At 65.0% G+C, this 20185-nt stretch carries 16 protein-coding genes; 2 read left to right on the forward strand and 14 right to left on the reverse strand.

Annotation, left to right across the window (positions count from 1 at the left end; genetic code table 11):
• The first annotated feature begins 4 nt into the window (after nt 1-4).
• Nucleotides 5-898 carry a 50S ribosomal protein L3 N(5)-glutamine methyltransferase gene (gene prmB / locus RN01_RS21840; protein ID WP_024570867.1) on the forward strand — a complete coding sequence of 298 codons (894 nt, stop codon included), beginning with the start codon at nt 5-7 and terminating at the stop codon, nt 896-898.
• A 167-nt stretch (nt 899-1065) separates the two neighbouring features.
• On the opposite strand, the gene RN01_RS21845 is transcribed toward prmB, so the two are convergent.
• The 14 genes from RN01_RS21845 to RN01_RS21910 form a co-directional block, all read right to left on the reverse strand.
• The gene (locus RN01_RS21845) at nt 1066-1329 is read right to left on the reverse strand and encodes an RcnB family protein (RefSeq protein WP_369799881.1); all 264 of its coding nucleotides are present in this window, start codon (nt 1327-1329) and stop codon (nt 1066-1068) included.
• 314 nt (nt 1330-1643) lie between these two features.
• A complete protein-coding gene (locus tag RN01_RS21850; protein WP_024570868.1) occupies nt 1644-2909 on the reverse strand; it encodes a cytochrome c in 1266 nt (421 codons plus the stop codon).
• Entirely contained in the window at nt 2906-3460 is a 555-nt protein-coding gene (locus RN01_RS21855; protein WP_008649088.1) for a (2Fe-2S)-binding protein, read from the reverse strand. Before RN01_RS21855 ends, RN01_RS21850 begins: the two co-directional genes overlap by 4 nt.
• Entirely contained in the window at nt 3457-6282 is a 2826-nt protein-coding gene (locus RN01_RS21860) for a xanthine dehydrogenase family protein molybdopterin-binding subunit (RefSeq protein WP_024570869.1), read from the reverse strand. The genes RN01_RS21855 and RN01_RS21860 overlap by 4 nt, the downstream gene beginning before the upstream one ends.
• Nucleotides 6283-6614: 332 nt before the next feature.
• Nucleotides 6615-7700, reverse strand: coding sequence for a M14 family metallopeptidase (locus tag RN01_RS21865; RefSeq protein WP_024570870.1), 1086 nt, complete (start codon nt 7698-7700; stop codon nt 6615-6617).
• 72 nt (nt 7701-7772) lie between these two features.
• Complete coding sequence (locus RN01_RS21870) at nt 7773-8510, reverse strand: hypothetical protein (RefSeq protein WP_024570871.1); 738 nt, start codon at nt 8508-8510, stop codon at nt 7773-7775.
• A gap of 87 nt (nt 8511-8597) precedes the next feature.
• Nucleotides 8598-9425, reverse strand: a complete 828-nt coding sequence (locus RN01_RS21875) for a M55 family metallopeptidase (RefSeq protein ID WP_017515570.1) — start codon at nt 9423-9425, stop codon at nt 8598-8600.
• The gene (locus RN01_RS21880; RefSeq protein ID WP_024570872.1) at nt 9422-10480 is read right to left on the reverse strand and encodes a P1 family peptidase; all 1059 of its coding nucleotides are present in this window, start codon (nt 10478-10480) and stop codon (nt 9422-9424) included. The genes RN01_RS21875 and RN01_RS21880 overlap by 4 nt, the downstream gene beginning before the upstream one ends.
• A complete protein-coding gene (gene gsiD / locus RN01_RS21885; protein ID WP_017515091.1) occupies nt 10480-11382 on the reverse strand; it encodes a glutathione ABC transporter permease GsiD in 903 nt (300 codons plus the stop codon). Before gsiD ends, RN01_RS21880 begins: the two co-directional genes overlap by 1 nt.
• Before the next feature lie 10 nt (nt 11383-11392).
• A complete protein-coding gene (gene gsiC / locus RN01_RS21890; protein WP_024570873.1) occupies nt 11393-12313 on the reverse strand; it encodes a glutathione ABC transporter permease GsiC in 921 nt (306 codons plus the stop codon).
• Nucleotides 12314-12522: 209 nt separating this feature from the next.
• Nucleotides 12523-14049, reverse strand: coding sequence for a glutathione ABC transporter substrate-binding protein GsiB (gsiB, locus tag RN01_RS21895; RefSeq protein ID WP_369799882.1), 1527 nt, complete (start codon nt 14047-14049; stop codon nt 12523-12525).
• A gap of 58 nt (nt 14050-14107) precedes the next feature.
• Complete coding sequence (locus RN01_RS21900; protein WP_017514465.1) at nt 14108-16000, reverse strand: dipeptide ABC transporter ATP-binding protein; 1893 nt, start codon at nt 15998-16000, stop codon at nt 14108-14110.
• A 1-nt stretch (nt 16001) separates the two neighbouring features.
• A complete protein-coding gene (locus RN01_RS21905) occupies nt 16002-16970 on the reverse strand; it encodes an isoaspartyl peptidase/L-asparaginase family protein (protein ID WP_017514466.1) in 969 nt (322 codons plus the stop codon).
• Nucleotides 16971-16995: 25 nt separating this feature from the next.
• Complete coding sequence (locus RN01_RS21910) at nt 16996-17898, reverse strand: MurR/RpiR family transcriptional regulator (protein ID WP_017514467.1); 903 nt, start codon at nt 17896-17898, stop codon at nt 16996-16998.
• A 289-nt stretch (nt 17899-18187) separates the two neighbouring features.
• On the opposite strand from RN01_RS21910, the gene RN01_RS21915 reads away from it, so the two are divergent.
• Nucleotides 18188-20110 carry an ATP-binding cassette domain-containing protein gene (locus tag RN01_RS21915; protein ID WP_024570875.1) on the forward strand — a complete coding sequence of 641 codons (1923 nt, stop codon included), beginning with the start codon at nt 18188-18190 and terminating at the stop codon, nt 20108-20110.
• Nucleotides 20111-20185: the final 75 nt, after the last annotated feature.

The raw sequence follows: 20185 nt of genomic DNA on the forward strand, positions 1-20185 counted from the left end.
CCCCATGGCCACCACCTCATCCCTTAAAACCGTCCGCGACATGCTGCGCCTGGCGGTTTCGCGCTTTACCGCCGCGAAGCTCTCTTTCGGCCACGGCAGCGCCAACGCCTATGACGAAGCCGCCTACCTGGTGCTGCATACGCTGAACCTGCCGCTGGACACCCTCGACCCATTCCTCGACGCCCGGCTGCTGCCAGAGGAGATCGACGCCGTGCACAAGGTGATCGATCGTCGCGTAAACGAACGTGTGCCGGCCGCCTACATCACGCACGAAGCGTTCATGCACGGGCTGCGTTTCTACGTGGATTCCCGCGTGATCGTGCCGCGCAGCTTCATCGGCGAGCTGCTGCAGGATGGGCTGGAACCGTGGATCGGTGATACCGGGCAGATTGGCCCGGTACTGGAACTGTGCACCGGTTCCGGCTGCCTGCCGATCATCGCCGCACACGTCTGGCCGCACGCGCGAATCGACGCGGTGGACATCTCGTCCGACGCCCTGGCCGTGGCCCGCCGCAACGTGGCGGACTACAAGATGGAAGACCGCATCACGCTCTACGAAGGCGACCTCTACGCGCCGCTGCCGTCGGCCGCCACCTACGACGTGATCCTGACCAACCCGCCGTACGTCAACGAGCAGTCGATGCGCGACCTGCCGCCCGAATACATGGCGGAGCCGCGCATTGCGCTGGCCGGCGGCGACGACGGCATGGACGTTGTGCGCCGGATCATCGCCGGCGCGAAGAAGCGCCTGAACCCGGGCGGCGCGCTGGTGGTGGAAATCGGCAACGAGCGCGAGAACGTCGAAGCAGCCTTCCCCAATCTCGACATCGTCTGGCTTTCGGTCAGCGCCGGCGACGACCAGGTGTTCCTTGTCACTTACGAGGCACTGCCGGGTTAAGTAGGAAGGGGATAGTCGTCATACACGGGACCGAGCAGAACTGGCTGCACCTGGGAGGCCCCGGTAGGCATCGCCAAACGCAAGATCCCAGGCAAAAAAAAGCGCCGTGATCACTCACGGCGCTTTTCACATCTCAAGCTCGGAAAAGCAGCGGCTGCAACGGCCAATCAGCCTCCGGGCCCAACCGAGTACACCGTCCCATTGGACGACACCTGGTAATAGTCAGCACCGATACCCACCCAGTGGTAGCCCTTCTTCGGCGCTGGGAGGTTGTATTCCTTGTACTTGTCGATGACGTACTGCCGGTCACGGAACTCGGCTGGCAACTTGTCACCCTTGTTCCACTTCTGAGGCGTATACGGCGATGCTGCACCCATCGGCGCCGTGCCCGATGACGATGGCGATGACGACATCGAGCCAGAAGACTTCATGGAACCAGAGTGCTGAGCAAGAGCAAAAGGCGCCGCCAGCATACCGGCGGCTGCCACGGCGATGGGTATTAACATCCTCGTTTTCATCGTGATCTCCACAGATGGAACACAAGAACTGCTCCAGAGTCGGGCAATCCTCTTGAAGCTTAGTAACAACTGTGGGGAAAACGGTAGTTCTGCCGTACTTTAGGTGCCGCAAATACCACTTTACGGTCATGAAACACGCGAATTCTCCCCGCTCTCCCACATGGTGAAAGAGCGGGCGATCCGCCGACCTCGATGACTCGCGGCGACGGTTCAGATGCCGTGCGATGTCAATGACTCGGCGTCTCGCGCAGTACCTTGACCGAGTCAGTTGTCACATCCGCCGGCTGGCCGCCGTAGCTGGCCCGCAGGTAGTTGGCGAGCGCCGCCAACTCGGCATCGTTCATGCGCGTGGCGAATCCCGGCATATCCTGCATGCTCTCCAGCCCCGGGAAGTCCTGGCGCTCAATGCCGTCAAGCATCGACACGATCAGGTTGCGCGGATCCGCATTACGCACCGTCGAATTGCCAAGCATCGCCACCGCGACGTGAGGCTTGCCTTCGCCTTCGCGTCCGTGGCACCCCGCGCAGACCGCCAGATAGTGCTGCCGGCCCGTGGCCATGGCGCCCGCGTCGGCATTAGCCGGCTTCAGCGGTTGCGGTGCCGGCGGCTTGTCGCCGAGCAGGTAGGTGGACATCGCGCCGACATCGGCGGCATTCAGGTAACGGCTGCTCAGATGCACCACGGGAAACATCTCGCCGTAGGCTGAGCCTTGGGGCGCGATGCCGGTGGAGAAGAACGTCTGCAGGTCCGCCGCGGTCCATCCGCGCGCCGCCAGCCCGGCCGGCGAGATATCGGGAGCTCCCACCCGCGCCAATGCCGAACCCGTCAGCGGACGACCGCCATCCATCTGTCCGAACTTGCCACGTGGCGTGTGGCATTCGGCGCAGTGACCGAGCGCGTTGGTCAGGTAACGGCCGCGTATCCACGCCGGCGACTCGCCCTTCGATGCATCGGGCAACGCATCCTTGCGGAACAGCAGGTTCCAGCCTGCCATGGCGAAACGCTGGTTGTACGGAAAGCCCAGTTCTGGCTCGCGATTCTGCACCGCCATCGGCTTGAGCTGCATCAGGTAAGCGTACATCGCATCGGTATCGGTACGCGACAGACCCCGGTACGAGGTGTACGGCATCGCCGGATACAGATGCTTGTCGGGCGCCACGCCATCATGAAGCGCCTTGTAGAAATCGTCGGCGCTCCATTTGCCGATGCCATGGTCCTTGTCCGGCGTGATATTGGTGCCGTAGAACTTGCCGAACGGCGAAGCCAGTTCCACGCCACCCGCGAACGGCGCGCCGTTCGGTGCCGTATGGCAGGCCGCGCAATCGGCCGCGCGCACGAGGTAGCGGCCACGCTCGATCTGCTGGGCCGGGGTCAGCTTCGTGGCCGGCGCCAGGTCGGCGGCCTGAGGCACATCGGAACTGCCCGATCCGCATCCGGCAAGCAGTAGCGCCGAGCCAGCGGCCAGCGCGGAAATCCATCGGATTGTCGTCATTGCGCGCCCTTCCCCTTCACCAGGCCCGGCGTGCTGGTGACCACGTCCTTGATGGCCTCGTAGTAGCGCACATAGCCCGTGCAGCGGCAGATGTGCTCGTCCATGGACGACATGATGGTCTGCTCGACCTTGTCCGCCGCTACCGGCTCACGCTTGAGCTTTTCCACGAGCACGGTCGCACCATTGACGAACCCAGGCGTGCAGTAGCCGCACTGGAAGCTGAAGTGCTTGAGGAAAGCCTGCTGCACCGGCGTCATCTCGACGACTTCGCCCTTGTCATTGCGCTTGCCATGGCCTTCCACGGTGCGGACGCGCTTGCCCTGGAAAAAATGCGCGCCCGTGATGCAGGTGCGAATGGTTTCGCTCGTGCCGTCCGGGTGGTCGAGAATCGCCACGCAGGCGTGGCAGACGCCCTGCCCGCACCCCAGCCGCGAGCCGGTCAGGTTCACATACTCGTGCAGAAAATCGATCATCATCAGGCCGACGGGCACCTCGAGCGGACCGACGTCCTTGCCGTTGATGTTCATGGACAATGCTTGCGTGGCGATCATGCCAGTACCTCCTGAATCTTTTCGGCCGTGACCGGCAAATCGGTGAAGCGGTGCCCAATGGCGTGGGCGATACCATTGACGATGGCACCCACCACCGGAATCATCACCACCTCGGCAATACCCTTGGGCGGGTCGGTGTCGGAAATCGGCGGCAGTACGGTACCGGTCTGCGTCCATACGGCCACGTCGCTGGCACGGGGCAGGTGATAGCGGTTGAAGTTCCACGTGCCGTTGCCGGGGCCATCCTCGTAGAGCGGCAGGAATTCGTGCAGCGCGTGGCCGATGCCCATCGCGATGCCGCCCTGCAACTGACCCGACACCAGTGCGGGAGATAGTTGCGAGCCGCACTCCATGACCGAATGGTGCGTCAGCAGGCTGACCTTGCCGCTGGCCTCGTGCACCGACAGCTCGACCAGCGTGCCAACCGCGCTGTAGTACGTCACGGACGCATTGTTGCGCTGGACCGGCGCGATATAGACCTTGCGTCGGTCGAGCACGTCATAGCCATTGGTCGTGCGCTTGCCGTTGGCTTCGCCCGCACCCATACGCACCGACAAACCATCCACCGGAATCCGCACGGCCTGGCCGTTGACGACGAAATCGGCTTCGGTCCACTGCCAGCGATTGAACACGTGCACCGTGGCGCCGGTGACCAGCCCCAGTTCGTGCGCCTTCTTGACGAGCTGTTCGTATGGCAGCGCCTGCAGACCGCCGGCGCTGAGTTTGCCATCGACCCAGCGGGCATCCTCCACACGCACCACCAGCGATGCCGCCTGGCCGCCGCCAATGCCCTGGCTCCAGATCGCCATCGCCGCCGGCCACAGTCCATGCATGAAGACCACGCGGGCCGCTTCGCGCGTGCTGTGCGTGAAGTAGTAGGCCGAGTTCGTCGCGCTGGATGGCGACGCGTAGCCCGGGGACCAGCGCGGATTCTGCGATAGTTTGTCCTGATCCGCCTGGCTCATCAGGTAGGGATCGCCACTGGTCGTGACAGGCAGGTCCGGCCACTCGGTAATCGACGTCCGCACGTCCGTGGCCGCGCGGCTCAGCCAGCGCGACACCGCAGAGGCCTGCGACGTCGACATGCCGGTGCCGATTTCCGCGCCTGAGTGGTACAGCGCGATACGGCCTTCGGCATCGATCTCGACACGCGCGAACGATGTCTCCGCGCCCGTGCCGAAGTCCTTCTGCACACAGGCAAAGCCCACGCCATAGCGATGGCCCGGATGCGCGGCCTCGTACTCGGCCTTCTTCTTCGCGCGATTGGTCCACAGCGGATGCTTGCGCGAGGCTTCCAGTACTTCATCCACGCGAATGGCCCCGGCGGGAATCGCGCCCTGCGTGTTCTTCATGCCGGAGCGCAGCGCGTTCTTCAGCCGGAACTCGATCGGATCGAGTTTCAACTGCTCGGCGAACTCGTCAATCATCATCTCGGTCGCCGCCATGCTTTGCAGCGTGCCGTATCCGCGCGCGGAACCGGCGTCGATCGCACGGGAGGCGATGGCCACCGTGGCGAGATCGTTCTTCGGGAAGTAATAGATCGACTGCGCCGCCGTCGCGCCGACCATGGCCACGGACGGCGAGAAGTTCATACGGCCACCACCGTTGGCCTCGAAGTCGCCCTGGAACGACTGGAGCAGTCCGGTTTCCTTGTCCACCGCGATGCGGTAGTGCATCTTGAACGCGTGGCGCTTGAGCGCGGTCTGGAACTGCTCGTAGCGGTCGTTGGCCAGCCGCACGGGCTTGTTGCCGGCATAGAGCGCCGTTACCAGACCGTAGAACGGGAAGTTGTAGTGATCCTTCGAGCCGTAGCCCACCGTGTAGGTCGGATGCAGGATCACCTGCTTCACCGGAAACGCAGACTTGCAGCGCGCCAGCATTTCCGCGGTCGATTCGCCCACCTCCGACGGCGCCTGCGTTGGCACCACCATGTGCAGCGTCTGGTTGTCGCGGTCGTACCAGCAGTTGGCGTTATCGGCCTCGAGCGCGGCGGTATCGATCGACTGCGTGTTGTACTCGCGATCCAGCACGAGCCAGTTGGCCGGCGGATTCGCCAGTTCGTCGCGGATCGACTTCGCATGGGCCATACCCTGCTCGCCCACCTGCCCATGGTCCTTGCCGTCCGGCCAAACGGGCTGGTGCTTGCGCATCGCGCTGGGAAACACCGGCGCGAACTTCAGGCTCGAGAACACGTCGTCGTCGAACGGCGTGGCGCCGCCCACGCGCACGAAACGGAACGTGCCCCAGGGATCGCGTTCAAGCGCGCCAGTCTGGGCGCCATAGCGCACGACCTCATCGCGATACTTGAGCTTGTCCTTGGCAAAGCGGAAGCGCGCGAAGTCGTGATAGATCATGATGGCTACCGCATGGCCGAGATACGCCGGGGTCTTGCCCACCGGCAGCAGCATGTCGTCGCCGTAGAACTTCGGGAACGTCACGCCGTCGCGCTCCAGGTCGGCGGCCGTCACCACAACGTCGGGCTTCAGCTCATCGCCGAGCAGGCTCAGGTCGATGCCGTCGAAGGTACGGTCCGCACGGGTCGTGCGCACGATGAAGGCGTGCGATTGCTGCGCGGGCCAGTGTGGCATATCGCGTGCGCGGATATCGCGTGCGAAGACTTTTTCGCCGTTGACCTTGGCGATGCCATCCACACGGAAGCGTGGCGCGCCGGTGGCGGGATCGGTTTGCACCGGCGTCAGGTGCTTCTCTTCGAACAACGCGGCCAGAGCCGCCTTGTCCGCGAGGGGCACGATGCAAACCGATACCCCGGCCACGACGCTCGTCTTCAGGAACGTGCGGCGCGATGGATTGAAACTGGGCATGGAGATTCTCTCGAGGAGTGCGACGGGCGAACGCTGCCAGCCGGTCCATTCGACCGGCGCGGATCACGAACCACGCGGGAGATGCCGACGCGCTCTCGCTTGCGTGCGGCTGAGGATGTGGGGCTGGGCAACGACGCCTGTTCTTCTTACTGTGCTGTCATGGCGCACGGCATCAACCAAGCGATGCCGGCACGCCCGGGCGATTGTCTCGCCATCCCGCCCCGCGTCTCAACCGGGCACGTTCAATAACGACTATCAGCGCTTCCGTATGGTCGTTGAAAGGTAGTCGAAAGATGAGTCGATTACGAACCGCCGCATATCGGCATGAGCCGCTACGCGCCGATTCCCTTGCGCACCGCGTCGGTCACCTGGGCCACCACGCCATCGCGCCATTCGTCGGAGTCGCCATAGAAAGCACGCCACACAGCCTGCTTGATCAGTGCGCGCTGGTTCTCGTCCGCTTCAGGATGCACATGCAGCCAATGGTCGCCACGCAACGCATCAAGCACATCGGGCAGCGGCAGCGTGCCGAACTCCAGGGCGATGCCCGCGTAGTCGATCGTCGGCAGCGTCTGCGGCACAGCCGCCCACGCAAGCCCGGTCAGGTTGGCCGATGTCGACGAGCCGTCGTAGATCGACGTCACGCTGCCGCCCCAGATGGCCCGCGTCTTGTTCAACTGGCGGGCCTCGTCGGGCCCCATGTAGATCGCTTCGCCATAGCCCCACGGTCCCAGCCCCGTGTGCACATCGACCCATCGCAAAGTGGTCCGTCCGGCGCCAAAGCGGGCCAGGATACGCCGTAGCGTGTAGTTGCTCCACGTTGCCTGCTGACCGCCGAAGAACATGCCATCCGGGTCCTGATACTGCCCGGCACTGATCGCCGCCTGAAACCAGCCCATGCCCCGCTCCGTCACCCGCTTCATCAGCGCGGTGTGTTCGTCGCACGACGGTGGCCACTGGCTCGGCAGCAGCATCGGGGCAATCTCGGCATAGGCCGGATTGGCCGGCAGTGGCCGCTCGAAGTCCGCGAAATTGCGGTTCAGGTCAACGTTGTCCTCGTTGACGCGGCGCAGGTGGGAAAAGCCATAGGGATTAACCGCGTGGATGAACATCAGCGCGCAGCCGGCGCGGTGGCAGTCAGAATGCAGCCCCGTATCGGCAAGCATCGCCACCTGTGTGCCTGATCCGCAGAAGCCTTCCGCGCCGTGGGTGCCGGACGTCACCAGCAGCACGCGCGACGCATCGGCGGCCCCGACCCAGGCGACGTCCATCGCCAGGGCCTCGCCCTGGTTGCCTGTTTCAGTAGGATGGGGGAACTCGGTCAGCGTCGCACCACATGCGCGGGCGGCCGCCAGGAATTTCTGGCGGGCTTCGGCATAGCTGCGTGCGAAGTAGCGCGCAGTCTGACTGGCAGGCATGGCGGGAATGGCCTGGGCCGAGTGGGGATGCCCTCAATGTAACGCCAATCCGGCGTTTTTATCCAGCGGACGTCAGAACAGCTCCGTCGGACCGCCCTCCGACGGCCAGGCGCTGCGGAATGCGTGCGGGTGCATCACGATGCCGGCGGCGGCAATCTGCGCGGCAGACAGCACCAGATGTCTGGCCAGCCAGTCATGCAGGCTGCGCAGGAAACGTATCTGATCCACGCGGTTTGCCCCCGCGATCAGCCACTCTAGCTTGACGTGCGCCGTATAGACGTCGAGCAGATTCGTGCTTTTGAGCTTGGGCGGCGTGGCCTGGCTGCGTTCGATCGCCAGCACGCGCTGCACCTGCGCGTTCGTGAGCGTGCCGCCAGTAACGATCCGTTGATAAAGCTCATCGAGCGCGGGAAACAGGACTGTCGGCTGCACGCGCGGCACGGCAGCCACTTTCTCCATGCGCAGCACCACATAGCGCGTGGCCGCATTGCGGCGCGCCAACTCCTGTTCGGCCGCCGAGGGCTTGCGCCTCACCGGCGCGGGCAGATCGGCGTCGATTCGCTTCACCGCATCGCGCTCGGTATAGTCCGGGATCTGATCCAGCGCCTCTGGCACGGCCAGCACCTCGCACGCGCATTCCGGGCCGAATGGGTACTCGTGGCCATCCAGGCCGCGCAGGATATAGGCGTGACCTTCGGGAAAACCGTGGTGGCGGCCGCCTTTTGCGTTGCGCGCATGGCATCGCGTGCTGGCCGGATCGACGAAGTCCTTGCGAACGGGCGTCCAGCTCCCGTGCGTCGGATGGGTCATTGGAAGTCAGGCGAAATCGGGAACGGGCGCTATTGTCCCACTGTTTTCGCTCCGTTCTCCCGCGTTGCGGGAAAACGGGGAAAACAACTACTTCAGCATGAACGACATCGCCGAGCAGCAGTTCAGCATCCGCACCACAGCCTGCACGGTTGGCGCCGTGAATGTCAGCGTGACACCGTCGACCCGTTCGAACTCGGGCCATTGGCAGAACAGGTCGGCGTGGGCGGTGGTCGTCGTCTGCAGGCGGCAACTCACCGGCCCAGGCAGTTCGAAGCAACGTGCCTCGGCGTGGACGATCGCATCGCGCGTCACGGACTCGGCGGCCACTGCGATCGCTTCACGAGCGGCAGCGAGCGACAACGAGGTGCCACTGCCCTGCCCACCCGCAGTCTTGGTCTGCACGTAGCGCACCCATGGCATCAGCGGCTGCGTTTCCGCGATGAAGACGTCATCGCCGCTGGCCAGCATCACCGGCACGCCGAACTCGCCGGCCAATGCGGCGTAGATGCCCGCCTCGCCCAGCTCCAGCCCGTTGAGCCAGACGCGCGCGAATGCGCCGCTGTTGATCGTATGGGCCAGCACGCCACGGCTCTGCGCCCGGCCGTGATAGCCGATCATGAACACGCCGTCGCAATCCTGCTCGACGCCGGCCATCATGCTCAGATAGCGCGGCTTGCCCAGCACCAGTTGCGCGCGCGGGTCGATCTGATCCGGCAGCAGGTTGCGGAAGCCCCCGTGCGAATCGTTGACCAACACCTCGGTGGCACCGCCCGCGAATGCGCCCTGTACGGCGGCATTGGCCTCGGCCGTCATCCAGGCACGCGCGCGCTCGTACTCGCCATTCCCCGCGCGTGTCTGCTCGGCGTGGAATACGCCGGCCACGCCTTCGATGTCGGTGGAAACCAGAATCTTCATGCCATCAGTTCCTGCAACAGTTCTCGTAGTGCCCGACGGGTGTGCCCATCGCGGCCATGAACGGTTTCGCCATGCCAGAGCGCATTGACGATGGCCTGCTCCACGCTGTCAGCCGCGGCGCGAAACAGCGGGTCGAGCCGTGTTTCATGCACCATCTGCACGGCCGGCATCGGTACGTCGGCCAGATGCGGCACGGTGTACGCCGTCGAGAACGCCAGCGCGATATCGCCAGAGCCATGGCCGAATACGGAACCGGTTCGCGCCAGCCCCGCGCCGGCGCGCAGCGAAAGCCGGCCAAGCTGCCGCGCGTCGAGCGGTGCGTCGGTGGCCACGATCATGATGATCGATCCCTTTTCCGGGACGATCTCCTGCCTCAGTTGGGCGGCCAGCGCCGCGCCCAGCGGCCTGCCACCATAGATCAGGGAATCCGCCGTGCCGAAGTTCGACAACACCAGCGCGCCAACCGTGTAGCCGCCCGCAACGCGCGATGCGGTGCCGATACCACCCTTGACGCCGAACGATGACATGCCCCGCCCCGCGCCCACCGCGCCTTGCGCGACATCCACGCTCGCGGCCGCCAGGGCGCTGTCGTAGTGCATCCCCTGGACCGCCATCGCCTGGATATCGTTCAGGTAGCCATCATTGCACTCGAACACGAGCGGATTGACGGTGGGCCAGGCGCGGCCGATCTCGGGGTTCTCGGCAATGGCCGCGCGGATCTGCGCCTGTGCCAGTGCGCCAACCGAGAAGGTGTTGGTCAGCGCGATCGGCGTTTCCAGCACGCCGAGTTCGTCGACCTGCACCAGGCCGATGCTCTTGCCGAATCCGTTCAGCACGGTGGCCGCCGCGGGCACCTTCTCGCGGTAGGCATTGCCCGCGTGCGGGCGAATCACCGTCACCCCGGTCTGGCAAGCCCCGTCAGCCAGCGTGCAGTGGCCGACGGTCACGCCAGCCACGTCGGTGATCGCATTGCGAGGGCCCGGCGGCAACGTGCCAATCACGGGGAGATCCATCATCGTGCTCGATTTGTGTTCAATGCGTGCTGAAGGTGCCATCAACGCCGGTCGATCTTCGGATCGAGCGCATCGCGCAGGCCATCGCCCAGCAGGTTGAATGCCAGCACGGTCAGGAAGATCGCCAGGCTCGGGAAAATCGCCACGTGGGGCGCGGTCACCATGTCAGCGCGCGCCTCGTTCAGCATCGCGCCCCACTCGGGCGTGGGCGGTTGCGCGCCAAGGCCCAGGAACGACAGGCCAGCCGCCGTGATAATCGACGTGCCGATCCGCATCGAGAAGTACACCACGATCGACGACACGGTACCGGGCAGGATATGCCGCATCAGGATCGTCCAGTCGGATGCGCCAATACTGCGTGCCGCTTCCACGTACGTGAGCCGCTTGAGCATCAGCGTGTTGCCCCGCACAAGGCGCGCGAAGGCTGGAATGCTGAACACCGCCACTGCGAAGATCACGTTGACCATGCCATTGCCCAGGATCGCGACGATGGCGATCGCAAGCAGGATGCCCGGGAACGCGAACAGCACGTCACAGATGCGCGTGACGATGCGGTCCCACCAGCCCTCGTAGTAGCCGGCCAGCAGGCCCAGCACCGTGCCGATGACCGCGCCGATGATCACCGAGAAGAAGCCGGCCGCCAGCGAAATGCGCGTGCCGGCCAGGATGCGGCTGAAGATGTCGCGCCCGAGCGAGTCAACGCCCATCCAGTGCGCGGACGACGGGCCTGCGTTGAGCGCGTCGTAGTCGAAGAAGTTCTCGGGATCGTACGGGACGATGTGCGGCGCCAGAATCGCGACCACCACCAGCAGCAGCACGAACGCGCCTGCGGCCAGTGCGAGATGCTGCTTGCGGAACTTGCGCCAGAACTCGGTCCAGGGCGTGCGGACGGCCTCCGGGACGCTAGCGGCCTCGGGAGTGGCGGGCGTGGAAATATCGGACATGCCAGCCTCCTTATTTGTAGCGGATGGTGGGGTTGATCACGGTGTACAGCACGTCCACCACCAGGTTGATCAGGATGAATTCGAGCGAGAACAGCAGCACCTCGGCCTGGATCACCGGGTAGTCGCGCATCTCCACGGCATCCACCAGCAGGCGGCCGAGGCCGGGCCAGTTGAACACCTTCTCGACGAGGATCGAGCCGCCCAGCAGAAAGCCGAACTGCAGGCCCATCATCGTCACGACGGGAATCATTGCGTTGCGCAGCGTATGCTTGATCACGACCACGGTCTCGCGCACGCCCTTGGCGCGTGCGGTACGGACGAAGTCCTCCTGCAGCACCTCGATGAACGATGCGCGCGTGAATCGCGCCATCACGGCGGCCACGGCCGCGCCGAGCGTCAGCGACGGCAGGATGTAGTGCTTCCAGCTATCGGCGCCGATCGACGGCAGCCAGCCGAGCTGCACCGAAAACACTTCCATCAGCAGCATCCCCAGCGCGAAGGCCGGGAACGAGATACCCGACACCGCCAGCGTCATGCCCAGGCGGTCCGGCCACTGATTCCGCCACACGGCGGAGCAGATGCCGATGGTCATGCCGAAGATGACGGCCCAGGCCATCGACGCGATCGTCAGGTACAACGTGGGCAGGAAGCGATCGCCGATTTCTTCCGAAACGGGCCGCTTGGTGCGCAGCGAGGTACCGAAGTCCCCCCGCAGGGCGTTCGAGAAGTAACGCACGAACTGCTCCGGCATCGGGCGATCGAGCCCGAGGTCCTTGCGCACGAGTTCCACGGTGTCCGCGTCGGCCTCCGGGCCCGCGGCCAGCCGCGCCGGATCGCCGGGCAGCAGATGGACGAACAGGAATACCAGCACCGCCACGATCAGCATGGTGGGTATCACGCCCAGAAGTCGTTTAAGGAAGTAGTTCAGCATCAGGCAACGGAAAATTGAGGACCGCCGGCCGCCCGCCCTCAACCCCGCGTATACGGGCAGGCAGCCACACGGCTTACTGCATACAGCTTGTTATTGGTACTGCGATACCGCGACTTGCAACCACTCTTACTGCGTTACTGCTTTACTGCGGTACTAGCCCCTCTCACCATGCATGGGGGAGGGGCAAACACCGAAGACATGCCAACCGCTTACTGCTTGATATCGATCTCGTCGAAGTTGAACGAGCCGTCGGGCATCACGTAGGCACCAGTCAGGCGCTTCGAACGCGCGTACAGCACCTTCTCGGTCACCAGGAAGGCCCACGGCGCGTCCTTCCAGATTTGTTCCTGGGCGTCCTTGTAGAGCTTGGCCTTCTCGGCGCGATCGGTCGTGCGCAGCGCGTTGGCGATATCGGCATCGACCTGGTCGTTCTTGTAGTAGGCCGTGTTCAGCAGCTTCGGCGGCATCGCTTCCGAAGCCAGCAGCGGACGCAGCGCCCAGTCCGACTCACCGGTCGACGACGACCAGCCCACGTAGTACATGCGCACGCCGGCGTCCTCGGGCTTGGCCACGGACTCCACGCGTTCCACGCGCTGGCCAGCTTCCAGTGCCAGCACCTGCGCCTTGATGCCCACCTGCTGCAGTTGCTGCTGCACGAACTGGATCACCTTCTGCGCGGTGGTGTGGTTATAGGCCGACCACAGCGTGGTTTCGAAGCCGTTCGGGTAGCCGGCTTCCTTGAGCAGTTCGCGCGCCTTGGCCGGGTTGTACGGCCACGGGCCCAGCTTCTCGGCGTAGTCCACGCCCGGAGGCACCACGCCGGCCGACGGTACGGCGTATCCGGCGAACGCCACCTTGGCCAGCGCCTCCTTGTTGATCGCGTAGTTGATCGCCTGGCGCACCTTGGGGTCGTTGAACGGCTTGACCATCGTGTTCAGCGACAGGTAGCGCTGAATGATCGACGGCCCGTCGATCAAGTCCACCTTCGGGCTGGCCTTGAGCACCGCGGCCTGCTCGAACGGAATGCTGAACGCGAAGTCGGCCTCGCCGGTCTGCATCACGGCCGAGCGCGTGTTGTTGTCGACCACGGGCTTCCAGGTGATCGTGTCGATCTTCGGATAGCCGGTCTTCCAGTAGCCCGCGAACTTCTTGCCCTTCAGGTAATCGGTCTGCTTCCATTCCACGAACTCGAACGGACCGGTGCCCACGGGGTGGAAGGCAATCTCCTTGCCGTACTTCTTCAGCGCGGTCGGGCTGATCATCACCGCCGACGGGTGGGCCAGCACGTTGATGAACGGCGAGAACGGCTCCTTGAGCGTGATGCGCACCGTGTTCGGGTCCACCACGTCGGTCTTGGCCACACGGTTGAACAGCGTGTAGCGCTTGAGCTTGTTGGCCGGATCGGTCACGCGGTCCAGATTGGCCTTGACGGCGGTCGCGTCGAACGTGGTGCCGTCGTGGAACTTCACGCCCTTCTTGAGCTTGATCGTGTAGACCAGGCCATCCTTGCTGACGTCGTAGCTCTCGGCCAGCACGTTGACCAGCTTCATGTCCTTGTCGAAGCCGAACAGGCCCTGGTAGAACGACTTCACCGCCGCCTGCGACAGCGTGTCGTTCGCGTCGTACGGGTCCAGCGTGGTGAAGGTGGAGTACACGGCCATCACCGCGTCCTTGGCGGCGAATGCCGGCGCGGCGGCCATCATGCCCATGGCGCCCACTACGGTGGCGCCTGCCATCAGGCGGAACGAAACCTTGCGGTCAGACATCTTCACTTCTCCTTGAGGAAAACGAACTTCAGTAGGCGCCGCCGACGGCGTGCCGGGCTACGTAATGTCCGTGCGCGCCACTGCCGGCCACGGCAACCAGCGGCTGGACCACTGGCTCGTCGCCAACCGCGCGGATCGGGCTGGGAATCTCGTCGGAAAGCGGTTCGCGCTTCATGTGGCGTCGGGCAGGATCGGCGATTGGCACCGCCGACATCAGCTTCTTCGTGTACGGGTGCTGCGGGTTCTCGAAGATGGCGCGACGCGGGCCAATCTCGACAATCTGGCCCAGATACATCACGGCCACGCGGTGGCTTACGCGCTCCACCACGGCCATGTCGTGCGAGATGAACAGGAAGGCCACGCCCAGCTCGCGCTGCAGGCCGAGCATCAGGTTGACGATCTGCGCCTGGATCGACACGTCGAGCGCCGACACCGACTCGTCAGCGACGACCACCTTCGGGTTCAGCGCCAGGGCGCGCGCGATGCAGATCCGTTGGCGCTGGCCGCCCGAGAACTCGTGCGGATAGCGCGATGCGTGCGCGGCGGTCAGGCCCACCTTTTCGAGCAGCCAGGCAACTCGCGCCTCGGCTTCCTTGCCGCTGGCCACCTTGTGCACCAGCAGCGGCTCCATGATCGAGTAGCCGACCGGCACACGCGGGTCCAGCGACGCAAACGGGTCCTGGAAGATGAACTGGATATTGCGGCGCAGCGCCTGAAGCGCCGGCCCCTGCATCTGGCTGATGTTCTGGCCTGCGAACTCGATCGTGCCGCTCTGCGAATCGACCAGCCGCAACAGCGAACGCCCCGTGGTCGACTTGCCGCAGCCCGACTCGCCAACCAGCGCCAGCGTCTCTCCCGGGTAGAGATCGAAGCTGACCTGCTCCACCGCGTGAACGCGGCGCGTGACCTTGCCGAACAGACCGCCTGGCACATCGAAGCGCGTCACCAGGTCGCGTACGCGCAGGATCGGCGCCGCGCCTGCCGGAATGGTGTCCTGCGGCGCTTCCTCGACCACCTTGTCGGTATCGCTCATCTGCACCAGCGGGAAACGGGCCGGCAGATCGGTGCCGGCCATCGCGCCAAGCTTCGGCACGGCCGACAGCAGCGCGCGCGTGTACGGATGGGCCGGCGCGTGGAACACCTGGTCTGACGTGCCCTCCTCCACCTTTTCGCCCCGGTACATCACCAGCACACGATCGGCCACCTCGGCCACCACGCCCATATCGTGCGTGATGAAAACCACGCCCATGTTCATCTCCGCCTGGAGATTGCGGATGAGCTGCAGGATCTCAGCCTGGATCGTCACGTCGAGCGCAGTGGTCGGCTCGTCCGCGATCAGCAAACCCGGCTTGCAGGACAGCGCCATCGCGATCATTACGCGCTGCCGCATGCCGCCCGAGAGCTGATGCGGGAAGCGGTCGAGCACGCGTCGTGCTTCCGGAATGCGCACCAGTTCCAGCATACGCAGCGCCTCGGCACGGGCCGCGGCCTTGTTCTTGCCCTGGTGCAGGCGAATCGACTCCGCGATCTGCTCGCCGACCGGAAACACCGGGTTCAGTGAGGTCATCGGCTCCTGGAAGATCATCGCCACATCCGCGCCGCGCACCTTGCGCAACGTCGATTCGCCGGCATTGGCCAGATCGAGCACCTCACCATTGCGCCGGCGCAGCGCCATGGCGCCATTGGCGATCTTGCCGCCGCCGTGCTCCACCAGGCGCATCAACGCCAGCGACGTCACCGACTTGCCCGAGCCCGACTCGCCAACCACGGCCAGCGTTTCGCCACGGTCGACATGGAACGACAGGTTGCGCACGGCCTCGACGGTACGCTCCGAGGTGGCGAAGCGCACGGTGAGGTTGTCGACGGCCACCACGCGTTCGGGCGGCAGCACGATGCCTTGTTTCGAAACGGTCTTCGCCATATCAGCCGTAGATCCAGACAGTGGCCGGCGCGCCAACGCGCGCCACGCCTCGGTACATGCCTTCCGTGTTGAACGGCAGCGTGACGTTGCCCGCACGGTCCACCGCGATCAGGCCGCCGCGGCCGCCAATCGCGGGAAGCTTTTCCATCACCACCCGGCGCGCCGATTCCTCGAGCGACAGCCCGGCGTAGCGCATTTGCGCCGAGACGTCGAACGCGGCCACGGTGCGGATGAACATCTCGCCCGTGCCCGTGGCCGAGACTGCCGCGACATCGTCCGCGTAGCAGCCGGCCCCAACGATCGGGGTATCGCCCACGCGGCCCACCTGCTTGTTGGTGACGCCGCCGGTCGACGTGGCCGCAGCGAGGTTGCCAGCGGCATCGCAGGCCACCGCGCCAACCGTGCCGAACTTGTTGTCGGGATCGATCGGATCGGCAGCCCCCGCCCTGGCGGCCAGTGCAGCCGCGTCGTGGTCGAGCAGCGCCATGCCGGTGCTGGCTTGCGCGCGCACCCATTGATCGTGGCGGGCCTGCGTGAAGTAGTACTCGGGCCCGACCAGTTCCAGCCCCTGGGCTTCGGCAAACGCCTCGGCGCCCTCGGCGGCAAACAGCACATGCTCGCTGCGTTCCAGCACGGCACGCGCGGCCAGCACCGGGTTGCGCAAGCGCTTGACGCAGGCCACGGCGCCGGCGCCCAGCGTCTGGCCATCCATGATTGCCGCGTCGAGTTCGAAAGTGCCGGCATGGGTCAGCACGGCACCCCGGCCGGCGTTGAACAGCGGACAGTCTTCGAGCAGGCGCACCGCTTCGGTGACCGCGTCGAGCGCGCTGCCGCCGTCGGCCAGCACGCGCTGACCAGCGAGCAGTACCTGCTCGAGCGCGGCGGCGTACTCGCGTTCGCGCTCGGCATTCATCGCGGCACGGGTGATCGTGCCCGCGCCACCGTGGATGGCGATAACAGCTTGAGGCATGGGGTCCTTCTACTTCGGTCGGGGATCAGTCGGATGATTTCGGGGCTATCCGGCCACCACGCGCGTCAGGCGCGCCGTGAAGCCAGGGCAGCAGGAATTCGGTCATTTCGGCGGCCGCCTTGACCGACCGCGCGGACCGGTGCGCCACGGCGCCGCACAGCGCCTCGATCAGCGCCAGAACCGTGGCATCGGAATTGGCGGAGAACCGGTATCCAGTATTGGCGTAGAGCGTGTAGTCAGCCAGCGGTGCCAGCGGCGATGCCGGGCCATCGGTCAGTGCCATCAATCGGCCACCGTGCTCCTTGACGCGCTGGGCCAGCATGATCGTGTCAGTCACGTAGCGCGGAAAGGCGATGGCGATGACCAGATCCTGCGGTTGCAGCTTAAACAGTTGCCGTCCCGCATGGGATGCGCCACCCGAATTGGACACCGACGTGACCATGCGGCAATGCATCTCCAGACCGTGCTGCAGCAGCCCGGCCAGGAATCCGCTGGCGCCAAAACCCATCACGTAGACACGTTCCGCCTCCAGGATCGCCGACACCGCACGCTCGCAGGCTTCGGGGTCCAGCGCGCGACGCGTGGCTTCCAGGTTACGGATGCCGTCCTCGAGCGAGGCCGCGAACACCTCCGCCGCCGTGGTGGGGCGCGCCAGTTCGTCGCGCAATCGCTCCACCGGGGCCAGCGTGGCCTCGAAGCCGCGTACGAGTTCGGTGCGGAACTGCGGATAGCCTTCGAATCCCAGCGCGCGCGCAAAACGGTTGGCCGTAGCCACCGATACGTCCACGGCCGTGGCGAACTCGTCGATCCGCATCGTGGCGGCGCGGAACGGGTTCTCCAGGACGTACTGCGCCATGCGCTGGTGCGCGGGCGTCAACGTTGGCAAGGCGCGTGCAATACGCTCGGAAATTAGCTGGCCGTCTGGCATCTCGGGACTACAGGATCCATTCAAAACCGCGCGAATCAGCGCGAAACAATGATTGGCGCACCAGGACCGGCATCGCGCTTTGATGAAAAAGCACTTTCCCGGTGCAGCCGTCTATGTAAATAAATTTACACGCAATTGCCGTACCAGGAGAGTGAAAAGTGGCCGATTAGGGGTAATCCCTCAGAACAAGCGGCCGAACATAGCCAGCAGCGACAGTCTTTAGATGCCGGCGCGATACAATGCCGGCCTGCCGAAAAACCGTTTCCAGCTTTAGCCTCCCGTCTCCTCCGTGATCCGAATCGACCAGCTTGTCCTCCAGCGCGGCACCAAGGTGCTGTTCGACCACACCAGCGTGACGCTCAACCCGGGCGAGCGCGTCGGCCTTGTCGGCGCCAACGGCAGTGGCAAGTCCACGCTGTTTTCCATGCTGCGCGGCGAACTGCACGCCGATGGCGGCGACGTCTTCCTGCCCGCCCAGTGGCGCATTGCCCATGTGGCGCAGGAGACGCCCGCGGTAGCCCGCTCCGCCGTGGACTATGTGGTCGATGGCGATGCCCGCCTGCGCGAGATCGAGGCTCGGATCGCCGCCGCCCAAGCCAGCGGCGATGGCTCAGCCGAAGGCGAAGCCCATGCAGCCTATGCCGACGCCGACGGCTACACCGCCGCCGCGCGCGCGGAAGCGCTGTTGCTGGGCTTGGGCTTCACGCTGCCGCAGGTGTCGCAGCCCGTGGCATCGTTCTCGGGCGGCTGGCGAATGCGCCTGAACCTGGCGCAGGCGCTGATGTGCCCGTCGGACCTGCTGCTGCTTGACGAACCGACCAACCACCTGGACCTCGACGCCATCGTCTGGCTCGAAGACTGGCTTGCGCGCTACCCCGGCACGCTGGTGATGATCTCGCACGATCGCGAATTCCTCGACGCGATCTGCAACGTCACGGTGCATATCGAGAACCAGCAACTGAAGCGTTACGGCGGCAACTACACGCAGTTCGAAACGATGCGGCTGCAGCAGATGGCGCAGCAGCAGTCGGCCTACGCGCGCCAGCAGAAGGAAATCGCGCACCTGGAGTCGTTCATCAACCGCTTCAAGGCCAAGGCCACCAAGGCACGCCAGGCGCAAAGCCGGGTGAAGGCGCTGGAAAAGATGGAGCGGCTGGCGCCGGTGCACGTGGCAGCCGGCTTCGCTTTCGAGTTCCGCGAGCCCGATTCGGCGCCGAACCCGATGATGGTGCTGGAAGGTGTGGACTGCGGCTATGCCGAGGCCGACCCGCCCGTCACGATCCTGCACAACCTTGCACTGTCGATCCAGAACGGCCAGCGCATCGGTCTGCTGGGCGCGAACGGCCAGGGCAAGTCGACGCTGGTGAAGACGCTGGCCGGCACGCAGGCGCCGCTGAACGGCACCGTCCGGCTGGGCAAGGGTCTCGTGATCGGCTACTTCGCCCAGCACCAGCTGGAAACGCTGCGCGACCACGATTCGCCGCTCCAGCATCTGGCGCGGCTGGCGCCGGACGTGCGCGAGCAAGAACTGCGCGACTTCCTGGGCAGCTTCAATTTCCGCGGTGACATGGCGACGTCGCCGATCGAACCGTTCTCGGGCGGCGAGAAGGCCCGGCTGGCGCTGTCCCTGATCGTCTGGCAAAAGCCGAATCTGCTGCTGCTTGACGAACCGACCAACCACCTGGACCTCGACACCCGCGAAGCGCTGACGATGGCGCTGGCCCAGTTCGAAGGCACGCTGATCCTGGTCTCGCACGACCGACATCTGCTGCGCGCCACCTCGGACCAGTTCATGCTCGTGGCCGAGGGCACGATCCGCCCGTTCGATGGCGATCTGGACGACTACCGCGACTGGCTGCTGCAACAGGCGGCCGCCAAGCGCAACGCGGCCACGGCCGCGCACGCCGCCGAAGCCGCGCCCGTGGTCAACCGGAAGGACCAGCGCCGCGCAGAAGCTGACGAGCGCCAGCGCCTGTCGGTACTGCGCAAGCCGCTGACGAAGGAACTGGAAAAGGTGGAAAAGCGGATGTCGGTGCTACAAGCCGACAAGACCACGATCGACACGTTCATGGCCGACGCGTCGAGCTACGACGACGCCAACAAGACGAAGCTGAAGGACATGCTCAAGCGCCAGGGCGAAGTCACCGGCGAACTCGAACAACTGGAGGAACGCTGGCTCGAACTGCAGGAGCAGATCGAGCAGATCGCCTGAGGCAACTCAATCGACCTGAAGCTTGCACCCCTCTCACGCACGCGGGAAAGGGGGCAAGAGGGCCACGATGGCCAA

Origin of the sequence: Cupriavidus sp. SHE, from assembly GCF_000812445.1 — a bacterium.
Lineage (GTDB): Bacteria > Pseudomonadota > Gammaproteobacteria > Burkholderiales > Burkholderiaceae > Cupriavidus > Cupriavidus metallidurans.

What these genes read in the sequence shown, in the direction of transcription:
- prmB (WP_024570867.1), top strand. Translation starts at nt 5, where the DNA reads ATGGCCACCACCTCATCCCTTAAAACCGTCCGCGACATGCTGCGCCTG.
- RN01_RS21845 (WP_369799881.1), bottom strand. Translation starts at nt 1,329, where the DNA reads ATGAAGTCTTCTGGCTCGATGTCGTCATCGCCATCGTCATCGGGCACG.
- RN01_RS21850 (WP_024570868.1), bottom strand. Translation starts at nt 2,909, where the DNA reads ATGACGACAATCCGATGGATTTCCGCGCTGGCCGCTGGCTCGGCGCTA.
- RN01_RS21855 (WP_008649088.1), bottom strand. Translation starts at nt 3,460, where the DNA reads ATGATCGCCACGCAAGCATTGTCCATGAACATCAACGGCAAGGACGTC.
- RN01_RS21860 (WP_024570869.1), bottom strand. Translation starts at nt 6,282, where the DNA reads ATGCCCAGTTTCAATCCATCGCGCCGCACGTTCCTGAAGACGAGCGTC.
- RN01_RS21865 (WP_024570870.1), bottom strand. Translation starts at nt 7,700, where the DNA reads ATGCCTGCCAGTCAGACTGCGCGCTACTTCGCACGCAGCTATGCCGAA.
- RN01_RS21870 (WP_024570871.1), bottom strand. Translation starts at nt 8,510, where the DNA reads ATGACCCATCCGACGCACGGGAGCTGGACGCCCGTTCGCAAGGACTTC.
- RN01_RS21875 (WP_017515570.1), bottom strand. Translation starts at nt 9,425, where the DNA reads ATGAAGATTCTGGTTTCCACCGACATCGAAGGCGTGGCCGGCGTATTC.
- RN01_RS21880 (WP_024570872.1), bottom strand. Translation starts at nt 10,480, where the DNA reads ATGGCACCTTCAGCACGCATTGAACACAAATCGAGCACGATGATGGAT.
- gsiD (WP_017515091.1), bottom strand. Translation starts at nt 11,382, where the DNA reads ATGTCCGATATTTCCACGCCCGCCACTCCCGAGGCCGCTAGCGTCCCG.
- gsiC (WP_024570873.1), bottom strand. Translation starts at nt 12,313, where the DNA reads ATGCTGAACTACTTCCTTAAACGACTTCTGGGCGTGATACCCACCATG.
- gsiB (WP_369799882.1), bottom strand. Translation starts at nt 14,049, where the DNA reads ATGGCAGGCGCCACCGTAGTGGGCGCCATGGGCATGATGGCCGCCGCG.
- RN01_RS21900 (WP_017514465.1), bottom strand. Translation starts at nt 16,000, where the DNA reads ATGGCGAAGACCGTTTCGAAACAAGGCATCGTGCTGCCGCCCGAACGC.
- RN01_RS21905 (WP_017514466.1), bottom strand. Translation starts at nt 16,970, where the DNA reads ATGCCTCAAGCTGTTATCGCCATCCACGGTGGCGCGGGCACGATCACC.
- RN01_RS21910 (WP_017514467.1), bottom strand. Translation starts at nt 17,898, where the DNA reads ATGCCAGACGGCCAGCTAATTTCCGAGCGTATTGCACGCGCCTTGCCA.